The following is a 24,156-nucleotide window of genomic DNA, read 5'->3' on the forward strand; positions in this document are numbered from 1 at the left end:
GCAAAGGAATGAAAATGAAAAGATTCGCCCGAGCATTGCGCGTCACTCTGAATATCCATCCGAACGAGAAGAGCAGTGTGTGGAATACCTGGCCGCTCTGGGTCGAGTTCTGATCCCGCGGGGGCGCCCCGCGATTGAGCGGTAGCAAGACGAAGGGACTCGTCTTTCGAGTCCCTTCCTGCCGGAGACGCACTGCATGCAAGGGATGTCGAATGAGGGCAGCGCCATCGCTGCCGAGCGCTTGGCTGCGCGCGTGGAGCGCGAAGGCCCGGTGCTGAAACTGGAAACCGGCGGTATCGGGGTGTTCTGCCCGGAGCTGGCCGGCAAGGTCGACAAGGAGAATTCCGAGCACCTGTACGTGGTTGAATCGCTGGCGGACCTGTTCCGGCGGCACGAACGCGTGCGCTGGACCGAAGTACGCAGCCTGATCGCCGCGCGCAGTGCCGAACTCACCGGCGCACAGAATCTTGAAGCGCTGCAGTCGCGCATGCGGCAGGCATTGGACGCACTGTGCGGGCGGGCGCTGGATGCCACGCCCGCGGTGTGGAAGGTGATGGCCCATCCGTTGATCCCGATGGTGATCGAAGGCCTCGATGCGCGCGGCACCGCGGCCATCGAGCGCGCCCTGCACCTGCGCTACACGACCCAGGTCGAGCAGGTCATCCATCGGCGCCACCTGCTGCGCAATTTCCTTATCGGTCGTGGCGAATCACGGGCGATCGCAGCCGAACTCAAGCGCCGGGTCCGAAGCGGGCGTTCGGCGCTGGACTACGCACAATCATTGCTGACCCTGCGCGAACGCATCGGGCTGGACAAGGTGACCTACCTGGTCACCGTGCAGCTGATCGCCATTTCCGGCGTGCCCGGCATGATGGCTGCCTGCCTGCTGCTGGCGATGCAGATGCATCCGCACTGGCTTCAGCGCATCGAGGAGGAATTCGCGCCGCTCTCGGACGCGGAGATCCACGCATTGCCGATGGCCAGGATTCCCTGCACCCTGCGCTTCCTGAAGGAAGTGATGCGGCTGTACTCCACGCCCTTCAACAACCGTCGCGTGGCGGCCTGCGATCTGAAGGTGGAAGGGCAGGCCATTGCCGAAGGCACGGTGTTCGAGCTCAGTTCGTTCATCCAGCATCGTTCGGCGAAGTACTGGGATGACCCGCTGCAGTTCAATCCCGATCGCTGGCTGCCCGAGCGGCGCAAGCGCACCGCCGGTATCTATGTGCCTTATGGCTTTCCCACGCGTTCCTGCGTTGGATCGGCGGTGGGCAATGCACAGCTGGTATTGCTGTGTGCGCTGTTGGCGCGCGAGTTCCGTTTCACCCCCAGTGCCGACTACCGGCCCGAGGTGCGCATGGAGGGCTTCGCGATCCCGGCGGCGCTGCACGGCACGTTCTCGCGGCGCGTGCCGGCTGCCTGATCTTCGGGGCTGGCGGCTTAATTTCCTATTCGCCCATGATCCTGCATGTCCTCATGCAGGATCCGCCGCAGCTCGACGATGGCGGGCGTTGCCTCCTGCACGCTGTGCCCGGACAGGATCACTTTCTCCGAATCCGCCTGCGGCAGGTGGGAGCTCCAATAGGGCACCAGCCCGTCGTCGGTTTTTTCCAGCGGGCCATCGGCCTTGGCGCGGGCGATGATCGAGTGGTAGTGCACCTTCGGTGACATCGGCAGGTCGGCCACGGCGCGGACGAACGGATCGTCCTTGTCCAGGTTCTGGATGCTGTTCATCTGGTAGCCGTGCTTGCCATCGTTGCGATCGATCTGGCCGTCGTTGGCCAGTGTCGCCACGTCTTCCAGCACCGTCAGCGGCAGCCGCACCAGGCGGCCGATCCAGCGGCCGAGGCGGGTGCCGGCCACGTCGGTGCCACGATGCGGGGTGGCGATGAACACCACCCGCGATACCTCCGGTTCCGGCAGGAAGGTCAACACCGGCGCGCCCTTGGTGCGCAGCAGTTCGCGCTGGGCGGGCGTCATCTGCGCGGTGGCGAGCAGGGTGTCGACCAGGTGGTCGCCGGAGGAGGACACCATCAACCGCGCGATCATCCCGCCCATGCTGTGCCCGACCAGCACCATGTCATGCGAGGCCTGCGCCTTGCCGCTGGGGTCGAAGTGCTTGAACACTTCGGCCAGCGTGTGGCGCATGGCATCGTGGCTCATCGCGATGGGCATGTTGGTCGGGTAATAGAACTGCCAGACCTGGAAGTCCTGGCGGATCTCGTCGTCGCGCATCAGTTCGTTGGCGACGTTGACCCAGGCCTCCGGACTGCTGGCCAGGCCATGGATCATCAGCAGCACGCGGCGGTTCGGGTCGTAGGGCTGCATCATGTAAAGATGCGGCGTGTCGATGCCACCCTTGCCACCAAACAACGAGCGCAGCGACTGGTGGCTGAAGTTGGAGCGTGCCAGCCACAGTGCATAGCCGGCAGTGAAGTTGGCCGCCAGTGGCACCTGCTGGCCGTGCAGGGTCACTTCCGAGATCTGGTAGGGATCGTGGATCTCCAGTTCCGGCTCGTCGTCATGCAGCACTTCCCACAGATTCTTTCCCGAGAAGCGCAACAGCACCGTCATCGAAGGCGAAGGCATCTCGCTCCAGCTCTGGGTGGCCGAGGTGCTTGCCTGCGCGGTGGATGTCGTTGCTGAAGGCGTGGTGGCCACGCTGCCGGCCGGGTCATCCATCACCGCTACCAGTTCGGCGCCGAAGCCATCGCGTCGATGCACGCTGCGCAGCGTGCCGGTGAACGACAGCGAGGCGGCCGGCACCAGTTCGGTCGGGGTGCGCGTGTCCAGCGGCGATGCTTCGCCTGAAGGCGCCAGCACGAAGGTCCAGCGGCCCAGCTGGAAATGGCTGGCCTGGCCGTGCACGCGCCCGGTGGCATAGGCGTTGTACAGCTGCACCGAGGCTTCCTGCACCGCCAGGTTGTAGTAGTCGCGCACCTGGGTCTGGCGGTCTTCGAAACCACGCTGGTTGGCGGTGCGTTCGGTGAAGAACAGGTAGGCATAGGCCTGGCGCGCGACCTGCATCCAGGCGTCCAGGCGCGGCTGGAAGTCGGCATCCAGTTCGGTGATCGCGGTCTTGGCGCGGCCGGATGCCGAGTACTCGCGCTTCGGCGCCGGCAGTGTCATCGCATACTGCAGCCACAGCTCGGCCAGGCTGGAGCGCTTGTCTTCCTCGCGCACCACGATGCTGCCTTCCATCGCCTCGATGCAGGCCAGGCCAGGCTTGGCACAGACGCCTTCGTCGAGGCCGGCCACCCGCAGGGTCTCCATGGTCGCCGCGCTGAGCTTGCCGGACGTGAGAATGTCACCGCGCTTGAGCGCGATGTACTGGCCGGGCGTGACCGAGGCGACCTGCACCGACGGCCCGAACTGGCGCAGCGTCGCGCAGCCGCCCAGGGTGAGCAGAACGGTGATGATGAGGGTCGTGCGGCCGATGAAGCCCAAGCCCGTGGTAGCCATACGATGCTCCTGCGCGGTGGCGCCACTCTAGCGGCCGTCCTGTCAAAGCGGAATAGACCGGGCGTTCGGTCTGGGCCGGGCCGCCGTGGGCGATTCAGGCATTCCCGTGTGACACTGCGGTGAATGGTAGGAACACGGTGATCGCGATGGCCCGGCTGGAAACCCGCATTCCCCCGCCCGTGCTGATGCTGCTGTGCGCCGCTGCAGGCTTTGCAGCACGCTGGCTGCTGCCGGGATTCCACCTTCGGGTGCCGGTGCCGGTTCTACTGGCAGGCGTGACGATGATCCTTGGAGTGGTGCTCAACCTGCTGCCCAAGCTGTCCTTCCGGCGCGCCGGTACCACCGTCAATCCTCTGCGGCCTTCGGCGTCGAGCGTGCTGGTTACCAGCGGAATCTACCGCCGCACGCGGAATCCGATGTATCTGGGCCAGGCGCTGGTCGTGTTCGGGGCCATGGTGTACCTGCAGAATCTGATCGCGCTGCTGGCGGTGCCGCTGTTCCTGGTATGCATCACCCGTCTGCAGATCCTGCCAGAGGAGCGGGCACTGATGGCCCGCTTTCCCGAGGCGTACGCGCAGTACCGCCATCGCGTGCCGCGCTGGCTGTAGCGTGGGCTACGCCATCAGCGGCTGATCTGGCACTTCACCGCTGCCGAATAGCCTTCGTAGTCGTCGCCCGCGATCACGTGCAGGGTGTGGCGCTTGTCGATGCGCTTCACGTACGACGGTTCTTCGGTATTGGCCTGCTCGTTGACCTCGGTCACCGACCAGGCCCTGGCCAAGCGCTTGGAATCGACACCGTTCAAGTATACGAAGAGGCTCTTCTCGCCTTCGGCTACATTTACATCGGCACTGGCGACCGTGCCGCCAAACAGCGCGACCGGCTTGTCCTCCGGCTCGAACGTGCCGCCTGGCTTCTTGGCCAGGCCGGCCGCCTGCAGCGCGTCGATGGCGTCGGCCGCACTGAAGTTCGAGCCAGCCTTGCAGGCCAGCAGCGCTTCCAGCGTGGCGGTGCCGGGCGGCGCGATGGCCGGTGCCGCAGCGTGCGCGACTGGGGCCGCGGCGAGGGCGGCAAGGAACAGGGACATCGTGAGGCCAGCTTTCATGGCAGATCCTTCTGATGGGGGCAGGAGTCAGAACGCCGGTTCGATCACCGGGAACTCTTCAGCGGAGGAGTAGAGGCGATAGGCCTGTGTGGCGCCGGCGCGGACGTTGATTTCGGTCGAGCGCCGGCGGGAATTATTGGTCTTCTCCGACTGCAGCACGCCGCACAGGCCCCGCCCCTGGACAGGCGTGGCGGTCAGTACGTGGCGCCCCTCGGCCAGGACAAGGGACAGGCGCTCGGCGGGGTCGAGATGTGCGGCCATCTTGCCGTCGACCATGACGCCCATGTAGCAGCCGCTGCCCACGAATCCAACGTCGCGGGTGACCGTGATGGTGCCCGTGGGTTCACCCTGGGCATCGATCGGGAAAATGCGTGCGGCCGGAGCGTCCTTGATCTGCTCGGGGGATGCCTGCTTGGTAGGCATGCAGCCGGACAATGCGGCAATCAGCAGGGCAGGGACGAGCAGCTTCTTCATCACAGTTCTTCCTTGGCGGAGATCGGGGTCTCGATGGCCGGAATGATGCAATGAAAAGGGTTTGGAGTTACAGCCTTCCAGACGGGCAGGCACAAAAAAGCCGGAACCCCATCGACAGGAGATCCGGCTTCTTGCGGCCTCGACAGGCCATACAGATGGTGGAGGTGGGCGGAATTGAACCGCCGTCCGAAGGCACTCCATCCCCAGCACTACATGCTTAGCTCACCGTTGGATCTCGTCCCCGAACAGCACGGTGCGCAAAGCGCATCCGGGAACCAGCCTGTTGTGTTCTAGTGCCGGACTGACAGGCAGCCATCCAGCGCGATTCCATGATAGTGACTCTACACCGCGAGCATGGACACAAGCGGTTTCGAGGCTTAGGCCTTAAGCGGCCAGAGCGTAGTTGTCGTCGTTGGCAACTAGAGTTTTGCAGCTGGATTTACGAGGAAAGCTACCCCCTCGGCATGCGCCAGGCGACTTCACAACCCCCGTCGAAACCAATGCACCCCCGGTTTCTACAGTGCTGCAAGGTACAGGGCCGATTCCGTGTCGCCACGGGCAGGGCCTGCCCAACGATGCGAATGGTACGGCAATCTTCCTGAACAGTCACGCGGTCGGGCTTCACGTAGAGGCAGCAGGCCGACCCCGATGAGCGAGGCTGGAAGTTCGCCGTGGCCGCGTTGATTGGTGGTGGCCGCGACCCGGCGGTGCCGGCGCAGGTGTACATTCCCGGCCGCGCGGCGGGCCACCTGGCGCATTGCCGTGCCTGGTCGACACGTTCGAATCCGGGGGGGCTTTCCCCAGGATTGCCCGATGGCCGTTTTCATCAGTTCCGGCAGGACGCGATTGCGATGGATAGGGTTGCTGGCCGTGAGTGGCCTGGCACTGCAGGCAGGCGCTGCCGTGGCGGCAGAATTCCCGCGTGCGTCGGAGGTGATGGCGTACGGCCCCTCGCTGGAGGTGCATCAGCGTTGGATGCCGCGGCCGGCACGAGCACGGGTGATAGCATCGAGACTTCCGATCTGCAGCTTTATGGAAGGAAGCCATGTCGCTTGAAATCGCCGTAACGGATGAGCCCAGCGACGAGGCGCTGGACCTGATCGGCAGTGGCCTGGACCAGTTCAATCTGGACGCCGCCGGGTATGCAGATCGACGCACGCTGGCGGTACTGGTCACCGATCCAGCCAGTGGCAGGGTGGTGGGAGGCCTTACCGGGCGGACTTCGCTGGGCCTGTGGTTCGTGGATCTGTTTCATCTACCACCGGCATATCGCGGCAACGGGCTGGGCTCGCGCGTGCTGAAGGCTGCAGAAGACGAGGCGCGCCGGCGCGGTTGTCGTTCCGGAGTGCTCTACACCATCAGTTTCCAGGCGCCGGACTTCTATGTGAAACAGGGATGGGCCGTGTTCGGTGAAGTGCCATGCGATCCGCCGGGGACGCGCAGGATTTTCCTCAGCAAGGATCTGACGCGGTCGTGAACTGCGCGCGGGCCGTCAATTTGCAACGTGTTGCAGTGCGCCGGCCATAGCGGATTGGTAACTTCATTGGCACGAATTTGCGACACACTGAAGACCACCATCCGAACCAGGACAGACACGGAGACTGTGGGTGACCGAGGCAAGCCAACAACGCAGCCTGCGACAACTGGTTGGACCCGTCGGGGCCGACTACCAGCGGCGGGCCCTGCCCCCCGGCTGGGTCTGGGCCGTGCTGGGCGTGCTGCTGGCGGCGACCTGGTTGAGCGAGCTGCCGGCCACGGCGGCCGCGGCCCTGGTGGCCAGCGCGGTGGTGGTGCATTGGCCGCAGCGCGGCCGTACCCACTGGCTGGGTTGGCGCCTACCGGCACTGGCAGTGATGGCGGCCCTGCTGTGGGGGCCGGAGGTGCTGTCGCAGTGGTTTGAACACGGCCTGGCCGTGGTCCTGATGTCGCTGGCCAGTCTCAGCATCGGTGTGCATGTCTGGCAGTCGCGGCAGCTGGCGCGGCAGTTGCAGGGCGCGGCCGATTCGCTGGATGACGCCCAGCTGCTGGCCCTGTTGCCGGCCGACGCGGCCCGGATGGCGCAGCGGTGGCGCGCCGGCGATGACCGTCATGCGCCGGAACTGGCGGTGGTGATGCACCTGGCCGTGATGCACGCGGCGCTGGCACCACGCATGCGCGGGCAGGGCGTGCTGGCCGGCTGACCGGCAGGCAGCTCCAGCGCCGTCGCGATTACGAGACCGGCAGCTGTTTGCGCAGGTAGATGCGCTCGTGCCCGGGTGGGCAATCGGGCAGCCGCCCATAGACGGTGTAGCCCTGCCGCAGGTAGAAGGCTTCTGCCTGCCAGTCGAAGGTGTCCAGCATCACGTTGAGGGCGCCCTGCTGGCGTGCGGTGGCTTCTGCCTCCGCCAGCAGCCACTGGCCGATGCCTTGCCCGCGCAGTTCCGGATCCACCCATAGCACGTACACCTGCAGCCAGCCGGCACAGACGTCGGCCAGCACGCCACCGCGCAGCGCGCCGTGCTGGTCATGCCAGGCCAGGCGGATTGGGATCTCATCGAACGCATCGCCGCCGTGGGCCTGGTTGAAGGCCAGCAGGCGCGCGCACAACGTGCGCGTTTCATCGGCGCTGGCCGTCACCATGGCGCCGATGGGGGTGGTCATGCGTCGCGGTTGCCGCGACGCATCACACGCTGCTTCTCGATCGCCCAGTCGCGGTCCTTGGCGGCATCGCGCTTGTCGTGGGTCTGCTTGCCCTTGGCCAGCGCGACTTCGAGCTTGATCTTGTTCTTGCTCCAGTACATCGCGGTGGGCACGATCGTGTAGCCGTCGCGCTCGACCTTGCCGACCAGCTTGTCGATCTCGCTCCGGTGCAACAGCAGCTTGCGCTCGCGCCGGTCATTGGCCACCACGTGGGTCGAGGCCTGGATCAACGGCGTGATCTGCGCGCCGATCAGGAAGATCTCGCCGTGCTTCACATAGGCGTAGGCGTCGATGATGTTGCCGCGGCCGGCGCGGATCGACTTCACCTCCCAGCCCTGCAGGGCCAGGCCGGCCTCGAAGCGCTCTTCGATGTGGTACTCGTGGCGGGCACGCTTGTTCAACGCGATGGTTTTGTTGGCCGTCGCGCTCTTTGCTTTATCCTTGCCGCTGTTCTTGCTCATTTCCGTATTGTCTCCGATTCGGGCCCGCCCGGTCGATTGCCGAAACGTCCTGTATTCATGCCTACTATCCGCCGCAGCGCCCTGGTCGAACACTCGGCCGCACGCATGTTCGACCTGGTCAACGACGTCCAGGCCTATCCGCGCCGCTTCCGCTGGTGCTCGGCCGCCCAGATCCTGGAGCAGGGCGAGGACCGCCTGGTGGCACGCCTGGACCTGGGCCTGGGCTCGTTCAGCACCTGGTTCCAGACCGAGAACACCCTGCAGCGCCCGCACAGCATCGACATGCAGCTGCGCGATGGCCCGTTCAAGCAGTTGCACGGCCGCTGGGAATTCCATGCACTGGCCGAGGATGCCTGCAAGGTCACCCTCACCCTGGAGTTCGAACCCAGCTCGCGCCTGCTCGGTCCGGCCCTGGCAATCGGCTTCCAGGGACTGGCCGATCGGATGGTCAACGATTTCGTCCGCGTCGCCGACGAGGCCTGAGCGATGATCGAGGTCGAGGTGGTGCTGGCCTGGCCGCAGCGCGTGTTGGCGCGCCGCTTGCAGCTGGAAGAGGGGGCGACCGTGGCCGACGCCATCGCCGCTGCTGCATTGGAAGGCAGTGCTGACTGTCCGGCTGCAGCCGTGCATGGCGTGCTGGCACGTCCACAGCAGGTGCTGCTGGAGGGTGACCGCATCGAGCTGCTGCGCCCGTTGCTGGCCGACCCCAAGGACAACCGCCGGCGCCGCGCGCTCGGCGGTTGATCCCGGCAACCCGTCCTTGCGGACGGGCAGGGGCTCAGCGGCCCTTCTTCTTCTTGTCCTTCGGCAGGTTGCGGCCGAACTGGCGCACCGTCTGCTGGGCCAGGGCCTTGTCGTTGCCCGGGAAGTAGTCACCTTCCCAACGGGTCACGGTGTCGTTCTCGAAGAACACCACGAAGTTCTTCACTTCGGTACGGCCGAGGCGGTTCACGCGCTGGCTGGAGGTGTAGTCCCAGCGTTGGGCATGGAACGGGTCGGGAATGGACGGGGTGCCCAGCAGCGCGGTGACCTGCTGCTTGCTCTGCCCGACCTGCAGCTTGGCCACGGCATCTTCCCGGATCAGGTTGCCCTGATAGATGGGTTGCTTGTAGATGATGCCGCACCCGGTGGTGGACAGGGCGACGGCGGCGACCAACAGGAGATTGCGCATCGGGACTGGCGGTTGGGGAAATCAAACCGATGATACACTCCCGGCGTGCCACCGCGACCCAATCCGAGGCAGCTGGCGCTAAATCGCCAATGAACGGAGACCTATGGAAACCCACGACCTGCGTAAAGTCGGCCTGAAGGTGACCCATCCGCGGATGCGGATCCTGGCGCTGCTCGAGCAGCGCAATGCCCAGCACCACATGACCGCCGAAGACATCTACCGCCAGCTGCTGGAGCATGGCGACGAGATCGGCCTGGCCACGGTGTACCGGGTGCTGACCCAGTTCGAGGCCGCCGGCCTCGTGCTCAAGCACAATTTCGAAGGTGGCCAGGCCGTCTACGAGCTGGACCGTGGTGGCCATCACGATCACATGGTCGACGTCGACAGCGGCAAGATCATCGAGTTCGAAAGCCACGAGATCGAGGAGCTGCAGCGCAAGATCGCAGCCGACCACGGTTACGAGCTGGAAGAGCACTCGCTGGTGCTGTACGTGCGCAAGAAGCGCAAGTAAGCGTTCCAGCCAGCTGGATGCGACCAAACCCCGGGCTTGCCCGGGGTTTTTCGTTGGGTGAGGTCAGATCCCTTTCCCAGGGGAAAGGGATCTGACCCCAGGGGTTTCGGATGCGCCCATCACCACCTCCAGATCCACCGCCTCGGCCATGGCCCGGTTACCCGCATCGCCCGGATGCAGGTGGTCGCCGGAGTCGTAGGCGGCGGCCATCCGTGACGGATCGGCCGGGTCGCGCAGCGCCGCATCCAGGTCGATCACCGCGTCGAACGGGCTGTCGCTGCGCAGCCAGGCATTGAGCTGTTGGCGCAGGGCCTCCTTGTCCGGCTGGTAGTAGTCGTCCAGCGGCGTGCCGGGCAGGGCGCCGGCGAACGGCGTCAGGGTGGCGCCGAGGATGCGTAGACCCCGCCGATGGGCCTGTTCGGCCAGGGCGCGATAGCCGGCCTGCAGTTCGGCCAGGCTGGGCCGGGGCTGCGCGCGGGCAAAGGCGGTGCCGGGCCAGCTGATGTCGTTGATGCCGATCAGCACGATCACACTGGCCACGCCGGGCTGATCCAGTGCGTCGCGCTGCAGGCGGGCCAGAACCGACTCGCCCATGCCGTCGCGCAGCAGCCGGCCGCCGGAGATGCCGGCGTTGACCACCGCGACGCCCCGCGGTGCCAGGCGTGCAGCCAGGTGGTCGGTCCAGCGCTGGTCCTGGTCGAGGCTGGCGGTGGCGCCGTCGGTGATCGAATCGCCGATCACCACCACACTGCGCGCGCTGGCGGCGGCCTCGACCTCGATCCCGGTCAGGAACAGGCGTGCGGTCGTGGAACTGGCACCCTGAAGGTCGCGCGCGCGGGTCTGGTTGCCGCTGGCGATCCAGCTGGTCTGGCGCCCCTCCCAATGGAAGGTCTGCAATGGCATAGGCCCCGGCACAAAGACATTGACCTGCAACGCCTGGCGGTCTTCCGTGGCCATCGCCAGTGGATCGCTCAACCGTTCCTGACCGGGGCCGATCAGCACCCCGGGCTGGCCGTCGAAGCTGAGCGGCTGCGGGGAGGCGCCTGCGTGTGCGGCCACGCTGGCCGCCCCGATCCGCAGCGGCTGAGTGCCGTAGGCATTGCTCAGCCGCACCCGCAGCCGGGGCCCGCCCAGGCTGATGCGCGCAGTCTGGCGGAAGGTCTGGTCCTGCAGGGTGGCCGGAACCAGGGTCGGGAACAGGAAATCGGCGCCCCAGACCGGTTGCGGGCTGGCCTGCCAGCTGGCGACCCAGTGCGGGGCCGGAGCGGCACTGGCGGCGCTGGACAGGGCGATCAAGGCGGTCGCGGTGAGCTGGCTGAAGCGGTTCATCGGGCAATCCCGGGAGGAGGGAGTGCCATGGTGATTGCCCATCCATCTGTGAACTAGACTGCGCATGGATAATAACCTGTGAACTGGATTCACCAACATGGCGCGACCCGACATCAACCGATCCGGCGAACTGGAAGTGTTCGTGCGGGTGATCGAGACCGGTGGTTTTTCCGCTGCGGCCCGCACCCTGGACATGACGCCTTCGGCGGTAAGCAAGCTTGTGGCCCGGCTGGAGCATCGGCTGGGTACGCGCCTGCTGCAACGCTCCACCCGCCAGCTGCAGCTGACCCCGGAAGGCTGCGCGTTCTACGAACGTGGCCTGCGCGTTCTCGCCGACCTGGAGGAGGCCGAGCGTTGTGCCAGTGCCCATGCCGAGCCGCGCGGACGGCTGCGGGTCAACTCCAACGTGCCGTTCGGCCAGCATTTCCTGTTGCCGCTGCTCCCGGCGTTCCTGGAGCGCAACCCGCAGGTAGGCGTGGACCTGACCCTCAACGACGAGGTGATCGACCTGCTTGAGCAGCGCACCGACGTGGCGGTGCGGGCCGGCCCGCTGAAGAGCTCCAGCCTGGTGGCGCGGCGGCTCGGTGCGACGCGGATGATGATCGTGGCTGCGCCCGCCTACGCGCTGCGGCACGGGTTGCCACGCACTGCCGAGGAGCTGCAGTCGCACAACCGGCTGGACATCGGCCATGCGCGCGCGATGCAGGGCTGGCCGCTGTTGCAGGACGGTCGCGAACGCATGTTGCTGCCCAGTGGCAATGCGCGCGCCAGCAACGGCGACGCGCTGCGCCAGCTGGTGCTGGGTGGGCTGGGCATGGCGCGGCTGGCAGCATTCCAGGTGCAACAGGATATTGCCGCCGGGCGCTTGCTGCCGGTGCTGGAGGACGCCAACCCCGGTGACCTTGAAGAGGTGCACGCGGTGTTCCTGGGGCAGGGCGGCTACCTGCCGCTGCGGGTGCGTGCCTTCCTTGATTTCCTGGTGGAAACGGTGGACCTGGCGCGGCCACTGGGGTAAAGCAGGTAATGCCGGCCAGCGGCCGGCACTACCGCGCGGGTGCGTTGTAGATCCACGCCATGCGTGGATGAACGCGTGCGGGCGTCAGACCTGCAGCAGCTTGCGGGCGGCGGCGCGCGCTTCCTTGCTCACTTCCACGCCGCCGAGCATGCGCGCCAGCTCTTCCTCACGCGCCTTGCTGTCCAGCTTTTCCACTGCGCTCTGGGTCATGCCTTCCACCGGGGCCTTGCTGACCCGGTAGTGGGCATGGCCCTTGGAGGCGACCTGCGGCAGGTGGGTCACGCACAGCACCTGGCGCTTCTCGCCAAGGGCGCGCAGCTTCTGGCCGACGATGTCCGCCACCGCGCCACCGATGCCGGAGTCGACTTCGTCGAACACCATGGTCGGCACCGCATCCAGATCCAGCGCGGCTACTTCGATGGCCAGCGAGATGCGCGACAGTTCGCCACCCGAGGCCACCTTGCGCAGGGCACGCGGCGGCTGTCCGGCGTTGGCCGCCACCAGGAATTCCACGCGCTCGGCACCCTGCGGGTCGGGCTTGCCGGCGTCCTGCGGCTCCAGCTCGATCAGGAACTGGCCGCCGCCCATGCCCAGCTCGGCGATGATCCCGGTGGTGGTGGCCGACAGCTCGGCTGCGGCCTTGCGGCGGCTCTCACTGAGCACCTCGGCCTGCAGGCGCCAGGCCGCCGCGGCCTTCTCGATCTCGCCAGCCAGGCGCTGCAGTCGCTCGTCGGCGCCGCGCAGCTGCTCCACCTCGGCGTGCATGCGCTCGCGCTGCGCGCCCAGCTCGTCCATCGGCACGCGGTGCTTGCGGGCCAGATCATGCAGGCGGCCGAGGCGACGCTCGTTCTCCTCGAACTGTTCCGGATCGGCGTCGAGGTCGTCATGCACGCGGTCCAGCAGCGACAGGGCTTCGTGCAGCTGGATCGAGGCGTTCTCGATCAGGCCATCCACCTCGCCCAGGCGCGGGTCGTGTTCGATCAGGCGCGACAGTTCGTGGCGCACCTGCTGCAGCAGGTCCAGCGCGGAACTGCCGTCGTCGCCGTTGAGCTGGTTGCTGGCCGCCTGGCAGGCGCTCAGCAGGGCGCTGGCGTGGGCCTGGCGCCGGTGGCTGGCACCGAGTGCGACGATCGACTCCGGTTCCAGGTCCTCGCGGTCCAGTTCGCGCAGCTGGTGCTCCAGGAAGCCGATCCGGTCACTGACGTCGCCCTGCTGCGACAGCGCCAGCGATTCATCGACCAGCGCCTGCCAGGCCGCGGCGGCGCGGCGTACCTGGCGGCGCTCGTCCTCGTTGCCGGCATAGGCGTCCAGCAGGGCCAGCTGTGACGGACGTGCCAGCAGGGCCTGCTGCTCGTGCTGGCCGTGGATCTCCACCAGCAGCGAGGCCAGGTCACCCAGCTGCGCCAGGGTTACCGGGCGGCCGTTGATCCATGCCCGCGAACCGCCATCGGCGCGGATCACGCGGCGCAGCTGGCACTGTTCCTCATCGTCCAGCTCGTTGTCGGCCAACCACTGGCGCGCGGCCTGCAGCTGGTCCAGCGCGAACTCGGCCGAAAGCTCGGCGCGCGCGGCGCCGTGGCGGACCACGCCGCTGTCGGCGCGCAGGCCGGACAGGAAGCCCAGCGCGTCGACCATCAGCGACTTGCCGGCGCCGGTCTCGCCTGAAACCACGGTCATGCCTGGCCCGAACTCCAGTTCGGTGGCGCGGACGACGGCAAAATCCTTGATCGAAAGATGTCTGAGCATGGGTAAGGGGGTATCAGCAGCCGCGCAACGCTAGCACGCGGGCGAGGGAGGTCCAATGACTTGCCAAGGTGATGCGCCGCCATTATCTAGTGTCCGTGTCTCACAGGTTGATTCCATGCACGGTTCTCCCGACCAGCTTGCCCCGCGTGCGCGCCATCTGCTGCGCACGCTGATTGCGCGTTACATCCAGGACGGTGAGCCGGTCGGCTCGCAGACGCTGGCGCGCGTGGCCGGCCTGGAGGTCAGCCCGGCCACCATCCGCAACATCCTCGGCGACCTGGAAGACCTGGGGCTGCTGGCCTCGCCGCATACCTCGGCCGGGCGCATCCCGACCGCGCATGGTTACCGGGTGTTCGTCGACAGCCTGCTGCAGATGCAGCCGCCGGGCGAGGGCGAGCTGGCCCGGTTGCGCCAGGAACTGGCCGGCGGCGGCAGCACCCAGGCCCTGCTCGGCAGCGCCTCGGAGCTGCTGTCGGCGATGAGCCACTTCGTCGGCGTGGTCAGCGCGCCGCGACGCGAGCAGTTCGCCTTCCGCCAGATCGATTTCGTGGCGCTGGACGGGCGCCGGGTGCTGGCCATCCTGGTGTTTGCCGACAACGAGGTGCAGAACCGGGTCATTGAGACCCGGCAGGAGTTCGCGCCGGGCCAGCTGGAGCAGGTGGCCAACTACCTCAATGCGCATTTCGCCGGCCTGCCGATGGCCGAGATCCGCACCCGCCTGCTGCTGGAGCTGCGCGATGCCCGTTCCGAGCTGGAGCAGCTGCTGGCGCACAGCATCGAGCTGGCCGAGCAGGCCCTGCAGCCGGCCGCCGACGACATGCTGGTGGCCGGCCAGACCCGGCTGATGGGGGTGCAGGACCTGTCCGACCTGGAGCGCCTGCGCGAGCTGTTCGAGCTGTTCTCCAGCAAGCGCGAGATCCTTCAGCTGCTGGAGCGGACCATCCAGGCGCCGGGCGTGCGCATCTTCATCGGCGAAGAGACCGGGATGATGCCTTTGCAGGGGGTCTCGCTGGTCACGGCCCCGTACACCGCCAATGGCCAGGTACTGGGCGTGCTGGGCGTGATCGGCCCCAAGCGGATGGCCTACGACCGCATGATCCCGCTGGTCCAGGCCACCGCCGATGTGCTCGGCGCGGCCTTTTCGCCGGCCGGGCGCACTCCCGGAACATCCGACGCTTGAAACGCAGCATCCCGCCCACACTAGGGTGGGTGGAGGCGGGCTGTGACCGCCAGGGACCCAGACATGAACCACGAAAACCCCGATATCGAATCCCAGCAGAGCGCGGCCGATGCAGCGGCTGCGGCCGGCGTCAGTGACGAAGTGGAGCGCCTGCGCGCCGAAATCGAGCAGATCAAGGCCGATGCGCTGCGTGAGCGCGCCGACCTCGAGAACCAGCGCAAGCGCGTTGCTCGTGACATCGAACAGGCCCGCAAGTTCGCCAACGAGAAGCTGCTGGGCGAGCTGCTGCCGGTATTTGACAGCCTGGATGCCGGCCTGAAGGCTGCCGGCGACGACGCCCACCCGTTGCGCGAGGGCCTGGAGCTGACCTACAAGCAGCTGCTGAAGGTCGCTGCCGACAACGGCCTGGTCCTGCTGGACCCGATCGGCCAGCCGTTCAACCCGGAACACCACCAGGCGATCAGCCAGGTGCCGACCCCGGGCGCCGCCCCGGGCAGCGTGGTGACCGTGTTCCAGAAGGGCTACCTGCTCAACGAGCGCCTGCTGCGGCCGGCGCTGGTGGTGGTGGCCGCCGATTGATCGGCCGTGCCGGGCCATGCCCGGCAAGGTTTTCCAGGCGCTGAACACAGCGTTCGGGAGATGGCTTGAATGTTCCACGAGCCTCCCCCACATCGTATTCATCCACCGGCCGAACGGCCGGACTGACCCCAACAAGCATCCTCAGGAGTCTCCCCCATGGGCAAGATCATTGGTATCGACCTCGGCACCACCAACTCGTGCGTGGCGATCATGGACGGCGGCAAGGCCCGCGTCATCGAGAATTCGGAAGGCGATCGCACCACCCCGTCGATCGTCGCCTACACCAAGGACGGCGAAGTCCTGGTCGGCGCCTCGGCCAAGCGCCAGGCCGTCACCAACCCGAAGAACACCTTCTACGCGGTGAAGCGCCTGATCGGCCGCAAGTTCACCGACGCCGAAGTGCAGAAGGACATCGCCCACGTCCCGTACAGCATCCTCGCCCATGACAATGGCGACGCCTGGGTGGCCACCAGCGACGGCAAGAAGATGGCCCCGCAGGAAATCTCGGCCAAGGTGCTGGAGAAGATGAAGAAGACCGCCGAGGACTTCCTCGGTGAGAAGGTCACCGAAGCGGTCATCACCGTGCCGGCCTACTTCAACGACAGCCAGCGCCAGGCGACCAAGGACGCCGGCCGCATCGCCGGCCTGGACGTCAAGCGCATCATCAACGAGCCGACCGCGGCTGCGCTGGCCTATGGCCTGGACAAGGGCGACAACAAGGATCGCAAGATCGTGGTGTACGACCTGGGCGGCGGCACCTTCGACGTCTCGGTGATCGAGATCGCCAACGTCGACGGCGAGAAGCAGTTCGAAGTGCTGGCCACCAACGGCGACACCTTCCTGGGCGGCGAAGACTTCGACAACCGCGTCATCGAGTACCTGGTTGAAGAATTCAACAAGGACCAGGGCATCGACCTGCGCAAGGATCCGCTGGCCCTGCAGCGCCTGAAGGACGCCGCCGAGCGCGCCAAGATCGAGCTGTCCAGCGCCCAGCAGACCGAAGTGAACCTGCCGTACGTCACCGCTGACGCGTCGGGTCCGAAGCACCTGAACATCAAGCTGACCCGCGCCAAGCTGGAAGCGCTGGTGGACGACCTGATCAAGAAGTCGATCGAGCCGTGCCGCGTCGCCCTGAACGATGCCGGCCTGCGTTCGAGCGACATCAGCGAAGTGATCCTGGTCGGTGGCCAGACCCGCATGCCGAAGGTGCAGCAGGCGGTGACCGAGTTCTTCGGCAAGGAACCGCGCAAGGACGTCAACCCGGACGAGGCCGTGGCACTGGGTGCTGCGATCCAGGGCGGCGTGCTCGGCGGCGACGTCAAGGACGTGCTGCTGCTGGACGTGACCCCGCTGTCGCTGGGCATCGAGACCATGGGCGGCGTGTTCACCAAGATCATCGAGAAGAACACCACCATCCCGACCAAGGCCTCGCAGGTGTTCTCCACCGCCGAGGACAACCAGTCGGCCGTGACCGTGCACGTGCTGCAGGGTGAGCGCGAACAGGCCCGCTTCAACAAGTCGCTGGCCAAGTTCGACCTGTCCGGCATCGAGCCGGCCCCGCGTGGCCTGCCGCAGGTGGAAGTGTCCTTCGACATCGACGCCAACGGCATCCTGCACGTGTCGGCCAAGGACAAGAAGACCAACAAGGAACAGAAGGTCGAGATCAAGGCCGGTTCGGGCCTGTCCGAGGAAGAGATCGCGCGCATGGTCGCCGACGCGGAAGCCAACCGCGAAGAAGACAAGAAGTTCCAGGAGCTGGTGCAGGCCCGCAACCAGGCCGACGCCCTGATCCACGGCACCCGCAGCGCCATTACCGAACACGGCAGCAAGGTCGGCGGCGATGTCATCGGCAAGGTCGAGGCGGCTCTGGCCGACCTGGAAACCGCGATGAAGGGTGACGACAAGGCGCAGATCGAAGCCAAGTCGAAGGTGCTGGAGGAAGCCGGCCAGTCGCTGTTCGCCGCTGCTTCGGCCGACCAGGGCGGTGCCCCGGGTGCCGACGCCGGCAACGCCGGCAAGGCGCAGGATGACGTGGTCGACGCCGAGTTCACCGAAGTCAAGGACGACAAGAAGTCCTGATCCGGACCGACACGGGACGCTGGCCATCAGCGTCCCGTTGTCGCATCAGGGTCCTGACCGCCCACCGGCGTGTCGGGGCGCCCGACGCAAGAGCGGACCTGGTTCCGCTCTTCCGCTTTGACGAATCCCGACTTTCCGGAACCAGATTCACGATATGAGCAAGCGCGATTACTACGAAGTGCTGGGCGTTGCCCGCACCGCTACCGACGACGAGCTGAAGAAGGCCTACCGTCGCTGCGCGATGAAGTTCCACCCGGACCGCAACCCGGGTGATGCGGCGGCCGAAGCCTCCTTCAAGGAGTGCAAGGAAGCCTACGAAGTGCTGTCCGACGGCAACAAGCGCCGCATGTATGACAGCCACGGCCACGCTGCGTTCGAGCACGGCATGGGCGGTGGCGGCGGTCCGGGCGGCCCGGACATGAACGATATTTTCGGCGATATCTTCGGCAACATCTTTGGCGGTGGCGGCGGTGGTCCGCGCCAGGCCCGTCGCGGCGCCGACATCGGCTACGTGATGGAACTGGACCTGGAAGAAGCGGTGCGCGGCGTCGAGCGCCGCATCGAGATTCCGACCCTGGCCGAGTGCGGCGACTGCGATGGCAGCGGCTCGGAAGACGGCAAGGTCGAGACCTGCAACGTGTGCCATGGCCGCGGCCAGGTGCGCATCCAGCGCGGCATCTTCGCCATGCAGCAGGCCTGCCACAACTGCGGCGGCCGTGGCCAGATCATCGCCAAGCCCTGCAAGACCTGCCACGGCAACGGCCGTGTCGAGGAAGACAAGGTGCTGTCGGTGAAGGTGCCGGCGGGCGTCGATACCGGCGACCGCATCCGCCTGCAGGGCGAAGGCGAAGCCGGTCCGGCCGGTACGCCGCCGGGTGACCTGTACGTGGAAGTGCGCGTGCGCGAGCATGCGATCTTCCAGCGCGATGGCGACGACCTGCACTGCGAAGTGCCGATCCGCATCTCGCAGGCGGCACTGGGCGACACCGTGCGCGTGGCCACCCTCGGCGGCGAAGCGGAAATCCGCATCCCGGCCGAGACCCAGACCGGCAAGCTGTTCCGCCTGCGTGGCAAGGGCGTACGTTCGGTGCGCAGCCGCAGCGAGGGCGACCTGTACTGCCGCGTGGTGGTGGAGACCCCGGTCAACCTCACCAACGAACAGCGCAAGCTGCTGGAACAGTTCGAAGCCACCTTCGTCGGTGAGGAAGCGCGCAAGCACTCGCCGAAGTCGGCCACCTTCATGGATGGCGTGAAGGGCTTCTGGGACCGGATGACGTCCTGAGTTTTTCGACGGAAGCGGTGAACGAGAGCGCCGGGCCATGCCCGGCGTTGTCGTTTGTGGTGCAGTAGCTCCACGCCATGCGTGGATGCCGTTCAAAGGATCATCGGAAAAACGCCGCCGGCGTCTGCCCCAGCTGCCGCTTGAACATGCTGGTGAACGCGCTTGGGCTGTCGTAACCCGTCGCCAGCGCCACATCGATGACCTTGTCGCCGACCGCCAGGCGTTCCAGTGCGGCCAGCAGCCGCGCCTGCTGCCGCCACTGCCCGAAGGTCATGCCCAGTTCGCTGGCGAAATGGCGCTGGATGGTCTTCACGTCCACCTGCAGCGCCTGCGCCCAGTCCTGCAGCGTGGCGTCGTCGCCGGGATGCTTCTGGATGTGCTGGCAGATCCGCTGCAGGCGCGGGTCGGTGGGCGAGGGCAGGTGCAGCGGCAGCACGTCCATGCGGTGCAGTTCGTCCAGCAGCAGGCGTACCACGCGGCCATCGCGGCTGTCATCCACATGCGGGGTCTCGATCAGGCTGGCAGCCAGCAGCAGTTCGCGCAGCAGTGGCGCCACCTGCACCGCGAACGCCTCGTGCGGCAGTTGCGGTGCGAAGTCGGGTTCCACGTACAGGCTGCGCATGTGCACTTCGGCGATGCAGTCCACTGCATGCGCCATGCCGGCCGGCACCCAGATCGCGCGGGTCGAGGGTACGACCCAACGGCCGCCGTCCGCACGCACCACCATCAGTCCCGACATGGCGAACACCAGCTGGTGACGGCGGTGCCGGTGGGGCGCGATGTGGGTACCGGGTGGGTAATGCCGGGCGCGGCAGGTCACCGGGCGGTGCACCGGAACCTCGCTCCACGGCGCGGTCTCGCGGACCGGGCAGGGAGTGTCCTTTTTGCGATAGGCCATGACCCGAACGCGGCAGAAGGGAGGGAGAGGCCACCGTAGCATGCGTGGCTCGCCCCCAACCTGACTGTGTCCATGTCGACCCTGGCTTCTCCCGCAACGGCCTCGCGTCCGGTAGCCCCCGGCGTGCTGGCCGCCATCTCCACCTCGCATGTCGTCAACGACATGATGCAGTCGCTGATCCTGGCGATCTATCCGGTGATCAAGGGCGGCTTCAATCTCAGCTTCACCCAGATCGGCCTGATCACGCTGACCTACCAGCTCACCGCGTCGATCTTCCAGCCGTTGATCGGCATGGCCACCGACCGTCGCCCGGCGCCGTATTCGCTGCCCATCGGCATGGCCTCGACCCTGTGCGGCATGCTGCTGCTGGGCTTCGCACCGAACTACGCGGTGGTGCTGATGGCTGCGGCGATGGTCGGCATTGGTTCGGCCATCTTCCACCCGGAAGCCTCGCGCATCGCGCGGCTGGCCTCGGGCGGTCGCCATGGCTTCGCGCAGTCGGTGTTCCAGGTTGGCGGCAACTTCGGTACCGCGCTGGGACCGTTGATCGCCGCGGCGGTGATCGTGCCGTATGGCCAGCATGCCGCATCGTGGTTTGCCGGCGCCGCCCTGATCGGCATCGCTCTGCTGACCTATGTCGGCCGCTGGTACGCGTTGCATCTGGGCACGCCACGACCGGTCAGCACGGCTGCGATGGCGCCGCGGCATCCGCCGCGCACCGTGGCCAAGGTGCTGGCGATCCTGCTGGTGCTGATCTTCAGCAAGTACTTCTACATGGCCAGCATCGGCAGCTACTTCACCTTCTACCTGATCCACCATTTCGGCATTCCGGTGGCACAGGCCCAGCTGCATCTGTTCGCGTTCCTGGTGGCGTCCGCAGCCGGTGGCTTCCTCGGCGGCCCGCTGGGTGACCGCATCGGCCGCAAGCCGATCATCTGGACCTCGATCCTCGGCGTGGCGCCGTTCGCGCTGATGCTGCCGCACGCCGATCTATTGTGGACCACGGTACTGGCGGTGCTGATCGGCTTCGTGCTGTCCTCGGCGTTCTCGGCCATCGTGGTCTACGCACAGGAAATGATGCCGCACCGCATCGGCATGGTGTCCGGCCTGTTCTTCGGCTTTGCATTCGGCATGGGCGGACTGGGTGCGGCCGTGCTGGGCCTGCTGGCGGACAAGACCAGCATTGAGTACGTCTACCAGCTGACCGCGTTCCTGCCGCTGCTCGGGGTCGTTGCGGCGTGGCTGCCACCGTCGCGGCCTGCTGCTCACTGAGGGGTTTTGGTTTGCAGGGCTTGCAGCCCTGCACCTGCTGCAAGCCACGGCAACGTCAAATTCAAAAGCTGGCTTTCCGTGGGTTGGCGGGGTGGGTCCGGTTGAGGGGGACGCTGCAAGTCCCCCTCCGGGGCCCGGCCCAGCCGCTGGCGGCTGGGCGTTCGGGCGCTTGCGAAGCGGTGCTTCGCAAGCAAAGCGTCCTCACCCATGTAAGCTCGGTCGCCGCTTGCTCGTGTGCGCGTTCCTGCGCACACGAGCAAGCGGCGACCAAGGCTACATGGACGTACTTGCGCCGTCCCCGCGAACCCACACTGTCCCGCCAACTCACGGAATGCCGCTTTGGCTTTTGCCGTTGCCGTTGCTTGAATCTTCGGCAGGTGCAGGGCGCAGCCCTGCCGAAAACCCCCTTGGGCGTAGAATGCGGGCATGAGCGAATCCCTCGATAACCACCTGGTCCATGGCCGCCGCCAGCGGCCCGACGGCCCGTCGCCGGTCGATGTCATCTCCGTCCAGTCGCAACTTGTCTACGGCCACGCCGGCAACAGTGCTGCCGTACCGCCGCTGCATGCGCTCGGCGTGCGCGTGGCGGAGATCCCGACCGTGCTGCTGAGCAATGCGCCGTTCTACGAAACTACGCGCGGCCGCGTACTGCCCGCCGACTGGTTCGCCGACCTGCTGCTCGGCGCGTGCGAACGCGGCCTGCCGCAGCGGGCCAAGATGCTCGTCTCCGGCTACTTCGGCAGCACCGCCAATGGTGCCGCCTTCGCCGACTGGCTGGACGGGATCCTGCCGGCCTGCCCGCAGCTGCGTTACTGCCTGGACCCGGTGATCGGTGACACCCATACCGGCCCCTACGTGGAACCGGGCCTGGAAGCGATCTTCGCCGAGCGCCTGCTGCCGCATGCCTGGCTGGTGACACCGAACGCCTTCGAACTGAATCGCCTGACCGGCATGCCGGCACTGGCCGAGGCCGATGCCATCGCGGCGGCGCGCACGCTGCTGGACCGTGGCCCGCACTGGGTGATCGCGCACAGCGTGGGCGGCAACCCCGGTGAGCTGGTGACCCTGGCGGTCGGGCGCGAGGAAACCTGGCGCTGGGCCTCACCGCTGCTGCCGGTGGACGTGGCAGGCACAGGTGACGTGCTGATGTCGCTGGTGGTGTCGTTCCTGCTGCGTGGTGAGTCGATGCAGCAGGCGATTTCGCGTGCCATCGCAGGCACCCATGCGGCGCTGGAGGCGACCCTGGACAACGGCTTCGAGGAGTTCGACGTGATCGCTGCCGCGCCGGCGGCGCTGGCCGAAGGAACGCGCTTCCGCGCTGAACGCGTGGCATGAGCAGCCTGGATCCACGCATGCCGCGCACGGTCGGCATCATCGGCAGCGCCGGTGCCTATGGGCGCTGGCTGACCCGCTTCTTCCAGCATCACCTGCAGCTGCAGGTGATGGGCCACGACCCGGCCGACCCGGACTCGCACACGCCGGAGCAATTGCTGGCGCACGCCGATGTACTGGTGTTCTCGGCACCGATCCGGCATACGCCGGCTCTGATTGCAGAGTACGTGCGGCAATCGGCGGGCCGTGAGCAGGGCAGGCTATGGCTGGATGTGACCTCGGTAAAGGAGGCACCGGTGCAGGCGATGCTGGCCTCGCAGGCCGAAGTGGTCGGCCTGCACCCGATGACCGCGCCACCCAAGGCGCCGACCCTGAAGGGCCGGGTGATGGTGGTCTGCGAAGCGCGCCTGCAGCACTGGCAGCCGTGGGTCGATACGCTGTGCACGGCGTTGCAGGCCGAGTGCGTGCGCGCCACGCCGCAGCACCACGACCAGATGATGGCGCTGGTGCAGGCGATGGTGCATGCCACCCACCTGGCGCAGGCCGGCGTGCTGCGCCAGTACCAGCCGCAGCTGGGCGATCTGGCCGCGATGATGCCGTACCGTTCGGCGTCGTTCGAGCTGGATACGGCGATCATTTCGCGCATCCTGTCGCTGAATCCGGCGATCTACGAAGACATCCAGTTCGGCAACCCGTACGTGGCGCCGATGCTGGAGCGGCTGGTGGGGCAGCTGCAGGCCTTGCAGGTGCAGGTCGGGCAGGGCGACGACCGCGCACGGGCTGCATTCCGTGAGCAGCTGCTGTCAGCCAATCGCAGTGCGTTCGGCGAGCAGGCGCTGGCTGACGGCAACTACACGTTTGAACGCGTGGGCTATCTGCTGGCCGACCTCACCGAGCGCAACGCGCTGTCGGTGCACCTGCCGGAAGACCGGCCTGGCTCACTGCGCCAGCTGCTGAACGTATTCGAGCAGCATGGCATCAGCCTGGCCTCGATCCATTCCTCGCGTACGCCCGGTGGCGAAGTGCATTTCCGCATCGGATTCGTGGCCGGCAACGATCCGGCAGCGATCAGTCGGGCGGCAGCCGACGTGGACGCCAGTGGCATCGGGCGGGTGCTGGGCTGAATTCATCCACAGGTGGTGTGGATGGTTTCTGAGCAAAGGTGTGGATAACCCCGCTCAGGCCTTGCCAACCAAGGCTGTCAAGATGCTTGGCGAAAAATTGACCACGGCTTTTCTGCAGAGGCGGGCCAGACTCGACTGCTTTTCGCAGCCACGCCCGTCAGATGCAGACAGGGCCAGGGCCCACCAAGGTGGGCACCTGCCAAGCGTGGGAGCAGGCCTAGATCGTCAGCCTCAGCTCGCCGCCACTGGTAGTGAACTCGCGGCCATCGCGCACCAGCGGACGCCCGTCATCGAGCTCGTAGCGCGGCGTGGCCTCGGAGTGATGCCCGCTGCCATTCGCCTCGGGCTTGAACTCGATGATGATGTGGCTTTCGCCGTTGCTGTCGACGGCGGGGAACTGACGGAACGACATCGTGCACCTCCTTCAGCGGATGCTGCTGTTGCCCAGCCAGCTTGGCCG

General features: G+C 66.7%; 25 protein-coding genes and 1 other RNA gene. 15 read left to right on the forward strand and 11 right to left on the reverse strand.

The window, feature by feature from the left end; genetic code table 11:
- The first annotated feature begins 196 nt into the window (after positions 1–196).
- Complete coding sequence (locus tag ACYKG1_RS08545) at positions 197–1,420, forward strand: cytochrome P450 (RefSeq protein ID WP_478472379.1); 1,224 nt, start codon at positions 197–199, stop codon at positions 1,418–1,420.
- Positions 1,421–1,437: 17 nt separating this feature from the next.
- On the opposite strand, the gene ACYKG1_RS08550 is transcribed toward ACYKG1_RS08545, so the two are convergent.
- Entirely contained in the window at positions 1,438–3,459 is a 2,022-nt protein-coding gene (locus tag ACYKG1_RS08550) for an esterase/lipase family protein (RefSeq protein WP_478472381.1), read from the reverse strand.
- Between the two features lie 146 nt (positions 3,460–3,605).
- Between ACYKG1_RS08550 and ACYKG1_RS08555 the strand changes: the two genes are divergently transcribed.
- The gene (locus tag ACYKG1_RS08555; protein WP_478472725.1) at positions 3,606–4,067 is read left to right on the forward strand and encodes a methyltransferase family protein; all 462 of its coding nucleotides are present in this window, start codon (positions 3,606–3,608) and stop codon (positions 4,065–4,067) included.
- Between the two features lie 14 nt (positions 4,068–4,081).
- On the opposite strand, the gene ACYKG1_RS08560 is transcribed toward ACYKG1_RS08555, so the two are convergent.
- From ACYKG1_RS08560 to ssrA, 3 genes are all read right to left on the reverse strand, one after another.
- Positions 4,082–4,564, reverse strand: a complete 483-nt coding sequence (locus tag ACYKG1_RS08560; RefSeq protein WP_478472382.1) for a hypothetical protein — start codon at positions 4,562–4,564, stop codon at positions 4,082–4,084.
- Between the two features lie 27 nt (positions 4,565–4,591).
- On the reverse strand, positions 4,592–5,038 hold the full coding sequence (locus ACYKG1_RS08565; RefSeq protein WP_075076051.1) for a lipoprotein: 447 nt from the start codon (positions 5,036–5,038) through the stop codon (positions 4,592–4,594).
- A gap of 156 nt (positions 5,039–5,194) precedes the next feature.
- Positions 5,195–5,548, reverse strand: a transfer-messenger RNA (tmRNA) gene (gene ssrA, locus ACYKG1_RS08570).
- A 535-nt stretch (positions 5,549–6,083) separates the two neighbouring features.
- Here ssrA and ACYKG1_RS08575 point away from each other — a divergent pair.
- Together ACYKG1_RS08575 and ACYKG1_RS08580 are read left to right on the forward strand one after the other, a co-directional pair.
- Entirely contained in the window at positions 6,084–6,515 is a 432-nt protein-coding gene (locus ACYKG1_RS08575) for a GNAT family N-acetyltransferase (protein WP_087922266.1), read from the forward strand.
- A gap of 130 nt (positions 6,516–6,645) precedes the next feature.
- A complete protein-coding gene (locus tag ACYKG1_RS08580) occupies positions 6,646–7,218 on the forward strand; it encodes a hypothetical protein (RefSeq protein WP_262083880.1) in 573 nt (190 codons plus the stop codon).
- A gap of 28 nt (positions 7,219–7,246) precedes the next feature.
- Here the strand turns inward: ACYKG1_RS08580 and ACYKG1_RS08585 are convergent, their stop codons facing one another.
- Entirely contained in the window at positions 7,247–7,678 is a 432-nt protein-coding gene (locus ACYKG1_RS08585; RefSeq protein WP_262226978.1) for a GNAT family N-acetyltransferase, read from the reverse strand.
- Positions 7,675–8,178 carry an SsrA-binding protein SmpB gene (gene smpB, locus ACYKG1_RS08590; RefSeq protein WP_005409231.1) on the reverse strand — a complete coding sequence of 168 codons (504 nt, stop codon included), beginning with the start codon at positions 8,176–8,178 and terminating at the stop codon, positions 7,675–7,677. The genes ACYKG1_RS08585 and smpB overlap by 4 nt, the downstream gene beginning before the upstream one ends.
- 57 nt (positions 8,179–8,235) lie before the next feature.
- On the opposite strand from smpB, the gene ACYKG1_RS08595 reads away from it, so the two are divergent.
- On the forward strand, positions 8,236–8,661 hold the full coding sequence (locus ACYKG1_RS08595) for a type II toxin-antitoxin system RatA family toxin (RefSeq protein ID WP_087922269.1): 426 nt from the start codon (positions 8,236–8,238) through the stop codon (positions 8,659–8,661).
- 3 nt (positions 8,662–8,664) lie between these two features.
- The gene (locus ACYKG1_RS08600; RefSeq protein ID WP_087922270.1) at positions 8,665–8,922 is read left to right on the forward strand and encodes an RnfH family protein; all 258 of its coding nucleotides are present in this window, start codon (positions 8,665–8,667) and stop codon (positions 8,920–8,922) included.
- Positions 8,923–8,956: 34 nt separating this feature from the next.
- On the opposite strand, the gene ACYKG1_RS08605 is transcribed toward ACYKG1_RS08600, so the two are convergent.
- On the reverse strand, positions 8,957–9,349 hold the full coding sequence (locus ACYKG1_RS08605) for an outer membrane protein assembly factor BamE (RefSeq protein WP_005409234.1): 393 nt from the start codon (positions 9,347–9,349) through the stop codon (positions 8,957–8,959).
- A gap of 103 nt (positions 9,350–9,452) precedes the next feature.
- On the opposite strand from ACYKG1_RS08605, the gene fur reads away from it, so the two are divergent.
- Positions 9,453–9,860, forward strand: a complete 408-nt coding sequence (gene fur / locus ACYKG1_RS08610; RefSeq protein ID WP_005409235.1) for a ferric iron uptake transcriptional regulator — start codon at positions 9,453–9,455, stop codon at positions 9,858–9,860.
- A 63-nt stretch (positions 9,861–9,923) separates the two neighbouring features.
- Here fur and ACYKG1_RS08615 read toward each other — a convergent pair whose 3' ends face one another.
- Positions 9,924–11,189, reverse strand: coding sequence for an SGNH/GDSL hydrolase family protein (locus tag ACYKG1_RS08615; RefSeq protein WP_478472384.1), 1,266 nt, complete (start codon positions 11,187–11,189; stop codon positions 9,924–9,926).
- A 97-nt stretch (positions 11,190–11,286) separates the two neighbouring features.
- On the opposite strand from ACYKG1_RS08615, the gene ACYKG1_RS08620 reads away from it, so the two are divergent.
- Positions 11,287–12,204, forward strand: a complete 918-nt coding sequence (locus tag ACYKG1_RS08620; RefSeq protein ID WP_100471998.1) for a LysR family transcriptional regulator — start codon at positions 11,287–11,289, stop codon at positions 12,202–12,204.
- Positions 12,205–12,288: 84 nt separating this feature from the next.
- On the opposite strand, the gene recN is transcribed toward ACYKG1_RS08620, so the two are convergent.
- Entirely contained in the window at positions 12,289–13,950 is a 1,662-nt protein-coding gene (gene recN, locus ACYKG1_RS08625) for a DNA repair protein RecN (RefSeq protein ID WP_478472385.1), read from the reverse strand.
- Positions 13,951–14,065: 115 nt separating this feature from the next.
- Here recN and hrcA point away from each other — a divergent pair, with 115 nt between their 5' ends.
- The 4 genes from hrcA to dnaJ all read left to right on the forward strand — a co-directional run bounded on the left by hrcA (position 14,066) and on the right by dnaJ (position 19,070).
- The gene (hrcA, locus tag ACYKG1_RS08630; RefSeq protein WP_008266321.1) at positions 14,066–15,130 is read left to right on the forward strand and encodes a heat-inducible transcriptional repressor HrcA; all 1,065 of its coding nucleotides are present in this window, start codon (positions 14,066–14,068) and stop codon (positions 15,128–15,130) included.
- A 63-nt stretch (positions 15,131–15,193) separates the two neighbouring features.
- Positions 15,194–15,709 (forward strand): nucleotide exchange factor GrpE, encoded by a 516-nt coding sequence (grpE, locus tag ACYKG1_RS08635; protein WP_478472386.1) that lies wholly within the window; start codon positions 15,194–15,196, stop codon positions 15,707–15,709.
- A gap of 156 nt (positions 15,710–15,865) precedes the next feature.
- Positions 15,866–17,788, forward strand: a complete 1,923-nt coding sequence (dnaK, locus tag ACYKG1_RS08640; protein WP_059034049.1) for a molecular chaperone DnaK — start codon at positions 15,866–15,868, stop codon at positions 17,786–17,788.
- 154 nt (positions 17,789–17,942) lie between these two features.
- Positions 17,943–19,070 carry a molecular chaperone DnaJ gene (gene dnaJ, locus ACYKG1_RS08645; protein WP_049434941.1) on the forward strand — a complete coding sequence of 376 codons (1,128 nt, stop codon included), beginning with the start codon at positions 17,943–17,945 and terminating at the stop codon, positions 19,068–19,070.
- A 100-nt stretch (positions 19,071–19,170) separates the two neighbouring features.
- On the opposite strand, the gene ACYKG1_RS08650 is transcribed toward dnaJ, so the two are convergent.
- The gene (locus ACYKG1_RS08650) at positions 19,171–19,968 is read right to left on the reverse strand and encodes an AraC family transcriptional regulator (RefSeq protein WP_478472388.1); all 798 of its coding nucleotides are present in this window, start codon (positions 19,966–19,968) and stop codon (positions 19,171–19,173) included.
- Between the two features lie 72 nt (positions 19,969–20,040).
- Here ACYKG1_RS08650 and ACYKG1_RS08655 point away from each other — a divergent pair, with 72 nt between their 5' ends.
- The 3 genes from ACYKG1_RS08655 (at position 20,041) to ACYKG1_RS08665 (ending at position 23,696) form a co-directional block, all read left to right on the forward strand.
- Positions 20,041–21,240, forward strand: coding sequence for an MFS transporter (locus tag ACYKG1_RS08655; protein ID WP_262083875.1), 1,200 nt, complete (start codon positions 20,041–20,043; stop codon positions 21,238–21,240).
- Between the two features lie 426 nt (positions 21,241–21,666).
- On the forward strand, positions 21,667–22,575 hold the full coding sequence (gene pdxY / locus ACYKG1_RS08660) for a pyridoxal kinase (protein ID WP_100472003.1): 909 nt from the start codon (positions 21,667–21,669) through the stop codon (positions 22,573–22,575).
- Positions 22,572–23,696: a prephenate dehydrogenase gene (locus tag ACYKG1_RS08665; protein WP_100472004.1), complete on the forward strand. Its 1,125-nt coding sequence runs from the start codon at positions 22,572–22,574 to the stop codon at positions 23,694–23,696. Before pdxY ends, ACYKG1_RS08665 begins: the two co-directional genes overlap by 4 nt.
- Positions 23,697–23,913: 217 nt before the next feature.
- Here the strand turns inward: ACYKG1_RS08665 and ACYKG1_RS08670 are convergent, their stop codons facing one another.
- The gene (locus ACYKG1_RS08670) at positions 23,914–24,108 is read right to left on the reverse strand and encodes a hypothetical protein (RefSeq protein WP_005409247.1); all 195 of its coding nucleotides are present in this window, start codon (positions 24,106–24,108) and stop codon (positions 23,914–23,916) included.
- Between the last annotated feature and the right edge of the window lie 48 nt (positions 24,109–24,156).

It is taken from the genome of Stenotrophomonas sp. 85239_Sma (assembly GCF_056481725.1).

Coding starts and splice junctions, on each gene's coding strand:
- ACYKG1_RS08545 (WP_478472379.1), top strand. CDS start 197: ATGCAAGGGATGTCGAATGAGGGCAGCGCCATCGCTGCCGAGCGCTTG.
- ACYKG1_RS08550 (WP_478472381.1), bottom strand. CDS start 3,459: ATGGCTACCACGGGCTTGGGCTTCATCGGCCGCACGACCCTCATCATC.
- ACYKG1_RS08555 (WP_478472725.1), top strand. CDS start 3,606: ATGGCCCGGCTGGAAACCCGCATTCCCCCGCCCGTGCTGATGCTGCTG.
- ACYKG1_RS08560 (WP_478472382.1), bottom strand. CDS start 4,564: ATGAAAGCTGGCCTCACGATGTCCCTGTTCCTTGCCGCCCTCGCCGCG.
- ACYKG1_RS08565 (WP_075076051.1), bottom strand. CDS start 5,038: ATGAAGAAGCTGCTCGTCCCTGCCCTGCTGATTGCCGCATTGTCCGGC.
- ACYKG1_RS08575 (WP_087922266.1), top strand. CDS start 6,084: ATGTCGCTTGAAATCGCCGTAACGGATGAGCCCAGCGACGAGGCGCTG.
- ACYKG1_RS08585 (WP_262226978.1), bottom strand. CDS start 7,678: ATGACCACCCCCATCGGCGCCATGGTGACGGCCAGCGCCGATGAAACG.
- smpB (WP_005409231.1), bottom strand. CDS start 8,178: ATGAGCAAGAACAGCGGCAAGGATAAAGCAAAGAGCGCGACGGCCAAC.
- ACYKG1_RS08595 (WP_087922269.1), top strand. CDS start 8,236: ATGCCTACTATCCGCCGCAGCGCCCTGGTCGAACACTCGGCCGCACGC.
- ACYKG1_RS08600 (WP_087922270.1), top strand. CDS start 8,665: ATGATCGAGGTCGAGGTGGTGCTGGCCTGGCCGCAGCGCGTGTTGGCG.
- ACYKG1_RS08605 (WP_005409234.1), bottom strand. CDS start 9,349: ATGCGCAATCTCCTGTTGGTCGCCGCCGTCGCCCTGTCCACCACCGGG.
- fur (WP_005409235.1), top strand. CDS start 9,453: ATGGAAACCCACGACCTGCGTAAAGTCGGCCTGAAGGTGACCCATCCG.
- ACYKG1_RS08615 (WP_478472384.1), bottom strand. CDS start 11,189: ATGAACCGCTTCAGCCAGCTCACCGCGACCGCCTTGATCGCCCTGTCC.
- ACYKG1_RS08620 (WP_100471998.1), top strand. CDS start 11,287: ATGGCGCGACCCGACATCAACCGATCCGGCGAACTGGAAGTGTTCGTG.
- recN (WP_478472385.1), bottom strand. CDS start 13,950: ATGCTCAGACATCTTTCGATCAAGGATTTTGCCGTCGTCCGCGCCACC.
- hrcA (WP_008266321.1), top strand. CDS start 14,066: ATGCACGGTTCTCCCGACCAGCTTGCCCCGCGTGCGCGCCATCTGCTG.
- grpE (WP_478472386.1), top strand. CDS start 15,194: ATGAACCACGAAAACCCCGATATCGAATCCCAGCAGAGCGCGGCCGAT.
- dnaK (WP_059034049.1), top strand. CDS start 15,866: ATGGGCAAGATCATTGGTATCGACCTCGGCACCACCAACTCGTGCGTG.
- dnaJ (WP_049434941.1), top strand. CDS start 17,943: ATGAGCAAGCGCGATTACTACGAAGTGCTGGGCGTTGCCCGCACCGCT.
- ACYKG1_RS08650 (WP_478472388.1), bottom strand. CDS start 19,968: ATGGCCTATCGCAAAAAGGACACTCCCTGCCCGGTCCGCGAGACCGCG.
- ACYKG1_RS08655 (WP_262083875.1), top strand. CDS start 20,041: ATGTCGACCCTGGCTTCTCCCGCAACGGCCTCGCGTCCGGTAGCCCCC.
- pdxY (WP_100472003.1), top strand. CDS start 21,667: ATGAGCGAATCCCTCGATAACCACCTGGTCCATGGCCGCCGCCAGCGG.
- ACYKG1_RS08665 (WP_100472004.1), top strand. CDS start 22,572: ATGAGCAGCCTGGATCCACGCATGCCGCGCACGGTCGGCATCATCGGC.
- ACYKG1_RS08670 (WP_005409247.1), bottom strand. CDS start 24,108: ATGTCGTTCCGTCAGTTCCCCGCCGTCGACAGCAACGGCGAAAGCCAC.